This is a genomic window from Paenibacillus sp. FSL R5-0473 (assembly GCF_038004565.1).
In the GTDB taxonomy this organism is placed as follows: Bacteria; Bacillota; Bacilli; order Paenibacillales; family Paenibacillaceae; genus Paenibacillus; species Paenibacillus amylolyticus.
In genome coordinates, this window is the sequence record NZ_JBBORL010000001.1 from 719859 (window position 1) to 731819 (window position 11961).

Annotated in this window: 1 protein-coding gene; it reads left to right on the forward strand. The window is 45.4% G+C overall.

The features are described from left to right. Positions 1 to 7: 7 nt before the first annotated feature. On the forward strand, positions 8 to 11950 hold the full coding sequence (locus MKY28_RS03295) for an amino acid adenylation domain-containing protein (protein ID WP_340934866.1): 11943 nt from the start codon (positions 8 to 10) through the stop codon (positions 11948 to 11950). Positions 11951 to 11961 lie beyond the last annotated feature (11 nt).

Here is an 11961-nt window from a genome sequence, read left to right on the forward strand (position 1 = left end):
GTGAAGCGTGGAGAAAATTCTGAAGCTCCTGGTAGAGAGTGTCAAGGACCAGAAGATGAACAAAACAACGGCGGCTCAGATCGTGAAAATGCTAAAAGAAGGGGAAAAGAAACCCGTCAAGGATATCGCCATCATCGGTATTTCAGCCAAGTTGCCCAATATGGAAACACTGGATGACTACTGGGATAATATCCAGAGTGGTGTAGATTGCATACGTCCCATTCCCAAGACACGAAAATCGGATATGGACGCTATTCTCTCTTATATGGATATACCTGAGGGAGATATTCAATATTACGAAGCGGCGTACCTGGACAATATTGACCAATTCGACCATGAATTCTTTCGTTTGCCTCCCAAAGAAGCCAGTTTAACGGATGTTAATCAGCGTTTGTTTATGGAGACGGCATGGGATGCCATGGAGGATGCAGGATACGGTAACGATAAATTATCGGGCACCAATACAGGTGTCTATGTAGGCTTTTCCAACAATATCAAAGATATGTATATGCGATATATTACCGAAACGATGCAGACAAGTGCACTGTCCATCGTTGGAAATTTGGCTTCCATATTATCCAATCGAATCTCGTATCTTCTGAATCTGAAGGGACCCAGTATTGTTGTTGATACAGCGTGTTCCTCTTCACTCGTAGCTGTCGCCATGGCATGCCAGGCTATCCGGAACAAGGAATGTGATATGGCAATCGCGGGCGGTGTGAAACTTCATCTCATGACACGCGAGAATCAGAATGAGAAAATCGGGATGGAATCTCCAGACTACCGGACCAAAACATTTGATGATTCTGCAAATGGGGCGGGAATGGGCGAAGGAGTCACTGCTTTATTGCTGAAACCACTAGACGCTGCAATGCGTGATGGGGATCAGATCTACGCGGTAATTAAAGGTTTGGCCGTCAATCAGGATGGAAGTTCTGGCGGATTAACTGTACCAAACCCATCCACTCAGGCTGAGTTGATTGTAAAAGCGTGGGAGGACGGTAACATTGATCCCGAAACGATCTCGTACTTCGAACCGCATGGTACGGGGACAGAATTGGGAGATCCCATTGAGATTAAGGGAATTCAGAACGCGTTTAAGAAATATACTTCCAAGAAACAATTTTGTGCGATCGGTTCGGTTAAAACCAATATCGGTCATCTGTACGAAGCAGCTGGAACTGCTGGCTTAATTAAGGCAATTCTGGCGCTGAAAAATAAAAAACTCCCTCCAACTTTGAACTTTGAAAAGCCAAACAGAGCCATTGACTTCAGTGGATCACCCGTTTACGTAAATACTACACTACGAGAGTGGAACACGGATGGAACAACTCCAAGACGGTGTGGTATCAGCTCTTTTGGCATTGGGGGAACCAATTGTCATCTCGTGCTTGAGGAAGCACCTGATCGGGCAACTGCAGCGCATCAAGCGAACACTTCTGTAACAGGTCCATCCATTCTGACGTTGTCCGCCAAGTCTGAGGAATCGCTACGTCAGATGATCAGTAAGTATATCTATTTTCTTGAAAAAAATGAACTGCCAACATTACAAGATATGTGTTATACCGCCAACACGGGAAGAGGAAAGTTTCCATATCGGGTAGCAATCATAATGAACAGCAACATCGATTTGCATCAGAAACTTACTCAGTTGGAGCGTTCAAAACAGCTATTTGGTACTTCACATGGTTCGCACATCTATACCGGTTTTCACAAGCTGGTTCAAGATGAGGAGGCAGCGGATCAGGAATTCAGAATGTCGCTCTCATCCAGGCATGAGATGAGCATATCGCTGGGACAAGCTCTTGGAGAATTCATGAACAGTGGGCAGCAAGACATCAATGCGTTACATCAGGCTGCTTCATACTATGTCTCTGGGGGCGATGCTGACTGGGAAGCGCTTTATGCGAATCAGAATGTATTCAAGGTCAGTTTGCCATCTTACGCATTTCAGACGCACAGATGTTGGATCGACATTCCAAAACGTAACAGAAGATCGGAAAAGGTACAGGCAGAGGGCATGTTTTATCAAGCTGTATGGCAACGATACACGTCCGTATCTCGAGATTCTGTCGTCTCAAAAATGAAAGGCGCCGTACTTCTCTTCCGCGGAAACGATCAAGTCAGTGCTGCCTTGACGGTCCGATTGGAGCGTGAGCTCGAAGCACGAGTCATTCAGGTAGCCTGGGGGGATCGTTATGAGAAGTATGATGATTCGCACTATGTGATTCGTGGTGATGAAAGTGATTACATTCAGTTATTGGATGATATGAAGGGTCAGGGGCTAACCCGCATTATTCACGGGTTTACTCTGGCAGAGAATGATTCAGATGATTATTTACAAAGCGAGGAACAATTGAAGTTAAGCCAGGACCGTGGAATTCAGAGTGCATTCTACTTGACCCGTGCGATTCTACATCATCATATGACAGAGGGACTTCAGCTTCAATTCATATCCTCCCTAGCGAATGCAGTTACGGGGTATGAAAGTCAGGTACGACCGGAAAATGCAACGCTTAACGGATTCGCAAAAGTCATTGAACAGGAGTATCCGGAAATATCCTGCCGATTCATTGATGTGGATTCAGATACCGATGCGGATACGATCTATGCAGAATTGAATAGCTCCCATGACCGTTTCCAAGTGGCGTATCGCCATAATCAGTCATACGTTGAAGAATTGGATATTGCCAACATTCTGGAAGCCAGTCATGAGGAAGTGACTATTCGTGAGAACGGTTTATATCTTATTGCTGGTGGAACAGGCGGAATTGGCTTGCAGTTCGCGAAGCATCTGGCTGATGAACGCTGCATTCGTCTGGCACTAATCAGTCGTACGGCGATGCCTGATCGCACTGTGTGGGACAAGCTTATTCAAGAAGAAGATCCAAAGATAATATCCATAGAAATGATTGAACGAATGAAAACCATTATGGAGCTTGAAGCCGGAGGATCAAGTGTTGAATTAATCAGTGCAGACATCTCCGATCTGGAGCAGATGACTCATGTTGTGCAGAGGTTGAGAACAAAATATGGGCAAATCTATGGGGTAATTAATAGCGCTGGTGTTGCCAATGATGGCTTGATTATCCGTAAGGAAGAGACTGCATTCCAAGAGGTTCTGAGACCGAAGGTTCAGGGAACCTGGGTTCTGAATCAAGTAACAGTGCAGGAACCACTCGATTTCTTCGTTATGTTTTCTTCTGGCATATCCATGTTAGGAGAACCGGGGCAGAGCGATTATGTTGCTGCAAACTGTTTTCTGGATAGCTTTGCGTCTTACCGTGCAAATGGGTCGGGCCGAACGCTAACCATTAACTGGCCTGCCTGGAAGGAAACCGGGATGGCTGCCAGATTTGGTCTGAATGTGGATACAGCATTCAAGACGTTAGCGACTCATCAAGCGATCAGTGCTTTTGACATGGTATTGAGCCGTCGTATACGCCGAGTGTTGATCGGTGAGCCCAATTATGCGAGTGAACTCCTACCGTTGTTAGAGTCGTCAAGAGTTATCCAATTTTCGGAAGCCATGACAGCACGAATTCAACAGGAACGTAATCATTTGAATTATCATAACAACCAGCTGACGAGAACTGAATATGAGCAGAAGGTTGAACTGCACGGACGAGATAACGGTATATATACAACTACGGAGAAGGAACTTGCCCAACTGGTGGGACATGTTCTCGGGTTTACCGGGTTAGATGTATACGACAACTTGTTTGAACTCGGCGTTGATTCAATATCAATGATGCGCATTATTACTGAAATACGGGTACGCTACCATGTTCACCTAAACTACCACACGTTCTTTGAAGGTATGAATCTGGCGAAGCTTGCAATTCATCTGATTGGTGCACTCAAGGAAACTGGAGCGATATCCGAGTATCCCCAGCAAGAGCCGGAACCGGCGACCCTGTATGAGGACTTCCCTTTGACAGAAGTACAGATGGCTTATCTGTTAGGTCGAGACGAGCGGTTTGAAATGGGGGGAACATCCACTCACTATTATCTGGAATTGGAAACCAAATTGAACATGACGCATTTCCAAACTGCATTGCAAAAAGTGATTCAGCGCCATCCAATGCTGCGAGCGGTCATATTGCCGGAGGGCATACAACGAATATTGCCACAGGTACCAGACTATCAACTGGAAATCGTTGATGTGTGCCATCTGAATGAGCAGGAAAAGTGGAAACACATTGAGGTGGAAAGAGATCGAATGTCCCATCATGTGTTTGAGCCGAGCCAATGGCCGCTGTTTGAATTCAAAGCTTTTAAAATAGATGATACACGGCATTACCTGTTATTCGGTTATGATCTGCTGATCTGTGATAGTGCGAGTATCCAGATCCTTGGAGAGGACCTGGTGCATTATTGCCGTGAGCCGGAAAAGGAACTTCCTGTACTCAAGTTTTCGTTCAAGGATTATATGATGGCATACAGAGAACTGAAAAAGGGTGAGATGTACGCACGTGACAAGAAGTACTGGATGGATCAGTTGGACACATTCCCTTCCGCTCCAGCACTTCCGCTGAAGCAGGAGCCCAGACATATCAAGAAACCGCAATTTTCACGGCTAAGCTGGATATTGGAACAAGATCTGTGGGAGCAATTAAAGCATAAGGCACAGCAAAAAAATGTAACACCTTCCGCGCTTCTGTGTACTGCCTTTGCTCGAGTTTTGGCCCGTTGGAGCAATCAGGATCGACTTGCCATTAATCTGGCGGCGTTCAACCGCTTTCCATTTCATGAAGAAACCGATCAAATTATCGGTGATTTTACATCCATCATGTTGCTCGAAATTAACGAACAAAAAAACAAGCCTTTTTGGGAACAAGCAAGAGACGTGCAGAGTGGCATGCTCAATATGTTGGAACATCGACATTATGACGGCGTGGAGTTCATTCGAGAACTGGCCCGTCATCGAGAAGCGGGTACTTCCGCCATTATGCCGATTGTATATACCAGCACATTATTTGTGGATGCCATCGGAAGCTGGCAGCATATCGGAGATCTGAAAATGGGTATCAGTCAGACCTCCCAAGTCTACCTTGATAATCAGGTGATGGAGACTGACGGGAGACTGACCATTAACTGGGACTATATTCAGGATCTTTTTCATTCCGATACACTTTCCGCCATGTTCGATGATTATACAGCGATAATTACTCATCTGTGTGAGCAAGAGAATATCGAGTTTTTACCAGATTTGCCTGAACAGGATAAGGCCATCTGGAATGCATTTAATTCAACAGCACAATCATTTCCTATATCTACACTGCATGGGTCTTTTATGGAGCAGGCGACCAAGACTCCTTATCAGACAGCATTGATTTACGGTAATCAGCAATTGACTTATCAACAGCTGGATGAACGTTCCAATCAGCTCGCTCATTACTTGACGCAACAAGGAATAACACGGGGAGACCGGGTGGGGTTGCTAGCCAAACGTGGTATGGAGACAATTGTGAATACCATCGGTATTCTCAAAGCAGGAGCGGTATACGTGCCTGTTGATCCCGATTATCCTGAAGATCGTCAGCAATACATTTTACAAAATAGTAACTGCAAAATGCTGTTATTACCCGAACTTTATACGTTTGAGGGACTGGCTGAATTGCCGGTGGAGCCACTGGAAAATAACGCAGCACCTGACGATCTTGCCTACATTATTTATACGTCTGGCAGCACGGGAACTCCAAAAGGGGTAGCTACTGCCCATGGCCCGGCAATGAATACCATTCGGGATATCAATATGAAGTTTGAAGTGACGGATCAAGATCGGATGCTTGGTATCTCTTCAATGTGCTTTGATCTGTCAGTCTATGATATTTTCGGTGGACTTGCGACGGGTGCAGCACTTGTGATCATTGCTGACCAGCGTGATATTCATGACATGTACGACGCAATACAACAGCATAAAGTAACCATCTGGAATTCAGTTCCAGCCATTATGCAACTGATGGCAGATTACGTAACCGATCAAACCAATGAACAATTAAGACTCATCCTGCTCAGTGGGGACTGGATACCAAAGAAATTGCCAGAGCAAGTACATGGGCGTTTTCCTTCGGCACAGGTTATCAGCTTGGGAGGTGCGACAGAGGCATCCATTTGGTCTATCTATTGTCCCATTGATACTGTCAAGTCTGATTGGAAGAGCATTCCTTATGGAAGACCACTTGCGAATCAGACATTCTATACGCTTGACTACACGGGTTGCCTGAGCCCAGTCGATGTCATTGGTGAGCTCTGTATCGGTGGAGCAGGATTGGCTCAAGGATACTTTAATGATCCGGTGAGGACCGACAATGCATTTTTTAATCATCCGGAATTGGGACGTTTATACCGTACAGGTGATTTTGGAGTCTTGCGAAGAGAAGGGTACATTGAATTCCTTGGCAGACGGGATTCCCAAGTGAAAATCAGGGGTTATCGGGTTGAACTTGGAGAAATTGAAAGCCGATTATCTACAGTTCCTAGCGTGAAGCAGGCTGTCGTTATAGATAAAGTGGACATGCAAGGGACAAAGGTACTGGTAGCCTATTACTCAGCGGAGCGCAGCTATGACGAATTGGAGATGAAGCGTCTTTTGGCAAAAGCACTTCCGGATTACATGGTTCCTCAGCATTTAATCCAGTTGCCTGAATTTCCACTTACACCCAATGGAAAGATTGATCGGAAAGCGTTACCGGAACCAACCTTTGGACAACAGTCCAGTGCACTTGCAGGGACAGAAAGCCCAACGGAGCAAAAGCTGATTGAACTCTGTGAATCGGTATTTGGTATGAATGGAGTAGGAACTCACGACAGCTTTTTCCAGATGGGGATCAATTCAATTCTAATGGTGCAGCTGGTGAATCGGATTGGGCAGGAATTCAATCAGCGTCTCAGCTTCAAGGAATTTATGGCCCTGAGAGATATTTATGAACTGGCGGCTCTGCTTGAGAGCTCTGTGGAAAATGAAGAGTCAGTGGTAACAATTCATTATCCGCAACATGATCCATGCCCTGATCCTGAAGGCCGACCATTCCCGCTGACCGAGGTACAGATGGCTTATGTCGCAGGAAGAAGTCAGGCTTTTGAAATGGGGGGCACTTCGACACACGGGTACCTCGAATTCGAAACTCAGCTGGAGATGACGCGCTTTAATGAAGCACTAATCAAGCTGATTGAACATCATCCTATGTTGCGGGCAATTATCCTGCCTACCGGAGAGCAACGAATCCTGCCACATGTACCGGTATACCGGATGGATATTGAAGATATCAGTGGTTTGAGTTCTGACGAGATGGAACGGGTGATCATAGCCGAAAGAGAACGTATGTCTCATCATATTTTTGAATTGGAGCAATGGCCATTATTTGAGATACGTGCGAAAAAAATATCTGAAAATACACATCTGCTGTTGTTTGGATATGATCTGCTCATTGCTGATGGGGCAAGCATACAGATCTTCAATAATGATCTACTGAAATTCTATCATCATCCCGAGATTGATCCGGAGCCTAATCCATTTACATTCCGCGATTATATTCTTGCTTACAATGAATTCCGTAAATCGAATACGTACCTGGCTGACAAACAATACTGGCTTGCCCGAGTAGAGGAGTTCCCAGCAGCACCTGCACTCCCATTGAAGACAGATCCTGCACAGATCAGCGAGCCAAAATTCAAGCGACTCAATGAAGTGTTTGAACCACAGCGTTGGGAGATATTGAAAAAAATTGCTAATGGACACGGGCTAACACCTTCATCGCTTCTCTGTGCAGCCTATGCCCAGATCTTATCGTACTGGAGCAATCAACAGAAGATTGCACTGAACCTGACAGTCTTCAATCGTTATCCATTCCACCCAAGCATACAGGATATCATTGGGGACTTTACTTCCATGATTTTAATTGATGTGGATATGACTTCAGGGAACGATTTTATGGGTCATGTACGCCATGTTCAGAACAGTATACTGGAGGCGCTGGAGCACAGGCATTATGAAGGCATCGAATTCATACGTGATCTCTCCAAGCATCATCAAATGGGGAACAAGACCGTAATGCCAATTGTCTTCACAAGTATGATCTTTAATGAACGTGAGACATCTGAAGCAACTCAGGGACTGATTGGAAAGGTTCGAACTGGGGTCAGCCAAACATCGCAGGTATATCTGGATCATCAGGCTTCGGATGCGGGAGGGCAGCTAACGCTAACCTGGGATTACGTGGATGACTTGTTTGACCAACAGGTGGTCGAAACGATGTTTGCGCAATATATTGCACTGCTGGATGGCCTAATTGTAGGAGAAACGATTACGGGGCCTGACATTCCTTCAGTCGATCGGAGCATTTTGGAAAGGTATAACCAATCAGAAGAAAATATTATGCCAACAACATTGCAACATTTATTTGACCGTATGGCCAAACATTATCCAGATCAGGATGCATTGTTGTTTGAGGATGAGCGGATGACGTATTCGGAGCTGGACCGAAGATCCGGTCAACTGGCAGGATATTTACTTGAACAGGAGATCGGGCGAGGGAATCGAGTTGGCGTTGTAGCAAGGCGCCGTATGGAGACCATTGTAAATGTAATGGCTATACTTCGCACTGGTGCGGCATATGTACCACTTGATCCGGATTATCCTGAAGATCGGCAAGCTTACATGCTTAAGAATAGTGATTGCCGAATTGTATTGGACGTGGATGCCTATGATCAGGTCTCGGCTTCAGGTTATCCTCTACTCGAAGGTGAGCCATCTGGAACACCTGATGACATTGCATATGTGATCTATACCTCGGGAAGTACGGGTAGACCGAAGGGTGTGGCCATTACTCATGGGGCTGTAACGAATACGATTCAGGATATGAACAGAAAGTTCGGTGTTCATGAGAAGGATCGCATGCTTGGCGTATCTTCCATGTGTTTCGATTTATCCGTATATGACGTGTTCGGTGCACTTTCCTCGGGTGCAGCTCTCGTAATTATATCCGACCAAAGAGATATCCGAATGATGAAAGAGGCCGTTGATCGCCATCAGGTTACAATCTGGAATTCGGTTCCAGCGATTATGGATATGTTCATGGATCGACTGGAATCCGATGCTGGACGAAGTTACCGTTGGGCAAGTGATGAAGAGATTCAGACGTCAACCCAACTCGCTGTGGAGAAAGAGTCAGTAGAATCGGTGTACCACTGGTCATTCTCCACGCTGTGGCGAATGGATGGAAAGCATATCTACGTGGATGAGTTCAAATGCCCTGCATATGCAACTGGTATGTTCCCTGAACTGTATTTCTTGGCACAAAAGGGGATTCGGCAATCCGAGATTGCTTCTTTCTTCCCGAATGTACCTGTTAGTGAAGTGAATTCGCTCATGGAACTGCTCATTCGCAAACGTGCTTTGGTCAGCGGACTTATGGAGCCAGCGGAAATTTTCAAGAAGCAGACGCAGTTATTCCGCAATCCGTATGACGAAAAGGTGGCATACGATGCACAGGCATACGAGGAATTTAAAAAAATACAGTTGCATCGTAATTTCGGTGAGAACACCACACTTGAGGTCTCACTGGAGCGTGGTGTTGAATATCCTGATTTCATCTCCAAGCGACGTTCTCATCGTTCCTTTAAGGAGGATCAGCCTGTCACCATGAAACAGTTCTCCGATCTGATGGGAGTACTGGGTCAGTATGATCAAGGACAGGAAATTCGGTATTACTATCCTTCTGCGGGAGGGCTATATCCGATAGATGTGTTTGTGTATGTGAAGGAAGGAAGAGTTGCGGGAATGGAGGCGGGCTTGTACTACTTTAGTCCAGTGGATTACACGGTACGCCTTATTCATGGCAATCAGTCATTCACTGATGAAATGCACTATTACACAAACAGGTCCATTTATCAGTCTTCAGCGTTTACTGTTTTCTTCATTTACAACGCGGAAGCAACCATGCCGAAATATGGCGCGCAAGGTTATTTATACTCCCTTATTGATACCGGAATTATGGTATCCTCACTAAACAGTGTTGGAGAGATGTTGGGCATTGGAATGTGTTCGATTGGAGATATGCCTTTTGAGAAAATAAAACCGTTATTCAATTTAAATGAAAATCAGATCTGGCTTCATACGGTGGAAGCAGGATTGAAGCCAGACGATGAAATGGCTTCTCCAGAAGAATGGAGCAGCAGAAATTATATCAGGCAAAGTCCAAGCGTATCGGTATCCTATGGCGAAAACTCAATGGCTGCTGACCCATCCCTATTATCGGAACGTTCCGTAGCAGTCCTGGGTGCACAGACCGCTCCGCTGGCTAAGTTAAATATCCAAAGTTCTGATATAGAAAGAGCAGTAAACATCACCAACGAGGGTAACCATCAAAGCAGTCTTCGTCTTATACTGCTCAGCGGTGACTGGATACCTCTATCGTTACCGGGCAAAGTCAGAAATCTGTGTCCTGATGCAAGCATTGTGAGTCTCGGTGGTGCAACAGAGGCTAGTATTTGGTCCATTTATTACCCTATTAATTCAATATCTGATGCGTGGAACAGTATCCCTTACGGGTATCCGTTGGCGAATCAAACATTCCATGTGCTCGATTATAAACTGCGTCCATGTCCGGTTGATGTTCCAGGTGAGATGTTTATCGGCGGAGTAGGTCTTGCAAATCAATATGTGAATGACTTGGATAAAACGGAGAAAGCATTCATTCAGCATCCGCTCCTTGGTCGATTGTATAGAACGGGAGACCATGGCGTCATGCGTAAAGAGGGATACATTGAATTTTTGGGCAGAAAGGACAACCAGATCAAAATCAGGGGGCATCGCGTGGAACTTGGTGAAATTGAAGCCATATTCATTCAGCACCACGCCTTGAAGCGTGTGTATGTAATGGACAGGCAGAACGAGCAAAAGAAAAAATATCTGTGTGCCTATTATGTCTCTGATCAAGAAGTTTCCATTGCTGAATTGCGAGAATTTCTGATATCCAGATTGCCGGAGTACATGGTGCCTTCATTCTTTATCCGGTTGGAAGCCATCCCTCTAACAGCAAATGGAAAAATCAATCGTAACGCATTACCTGAACCAACAGCTCTACACACAGCTCAGGTCCAATACAAGGCTCCCGCCAATGATATTGAGAAACTATTGGTACAGATATGGAGCGAAGTACTTGGCAATGCTCACATTGGTGTGAATCAGCATTTCTTTGAGATCGGCGGCGATTCTGTTCTGATGATCAAAGCACATGCCAGACTTGATGACCAATATCCGGGAATTGTGAAGATAACCGACATGTTTAATTTGCCAACTATTTCGGATATTACGGCATTTATCGAGAATCAGTTGGACGAGATGGATGTAATCCATGTATCACGCTCCCGCATTCCCTTGTCCATGGATTATTTCGTGGAAGGAGATTCAACATCAAACGAAACAGAAGAGTTGCAGTTTGCCTTATCGGCAGAACTCTATGATCGTGTGGTGAATGCTGCCAGCAGGTGGGACGTGGAGGTGGATGATATTTTATTTGCCGGCTTTGCGTACCTTCTCGCACAGGCCTCCAACCGTGATCGGATAAGTGTGCATGCAGCCATTGGGCAGTCCGACTATATTCAAGTATTTGATCTGGACTTCGGCTCGTTGGAACAATTTAATGAATTATTCCAGCTTATCCATCAATCCAAGGGTCAAGATGGCAGAGAGACCTTCCACACCAAACATGTTAGTACACTTTTGCAGGAGCCCGGTACAGGAACATTACCTTTGTTCTATAACGCTGGTGCAGTTGCTTCGGGAGTGCCGGTGTCTGAACTGTACGACTTAACGTTACAAGTGGTTCATCAGGAGGACAGCCTGCACTTCGTATGTGGATTCCGTTCAATGAAATGGCGGAAGAGCAAGGTAGAGTCACTCTTGCAACTCTACTTTAAACTACTGAACCCGATACTCGAATGATCTCAAGCCGA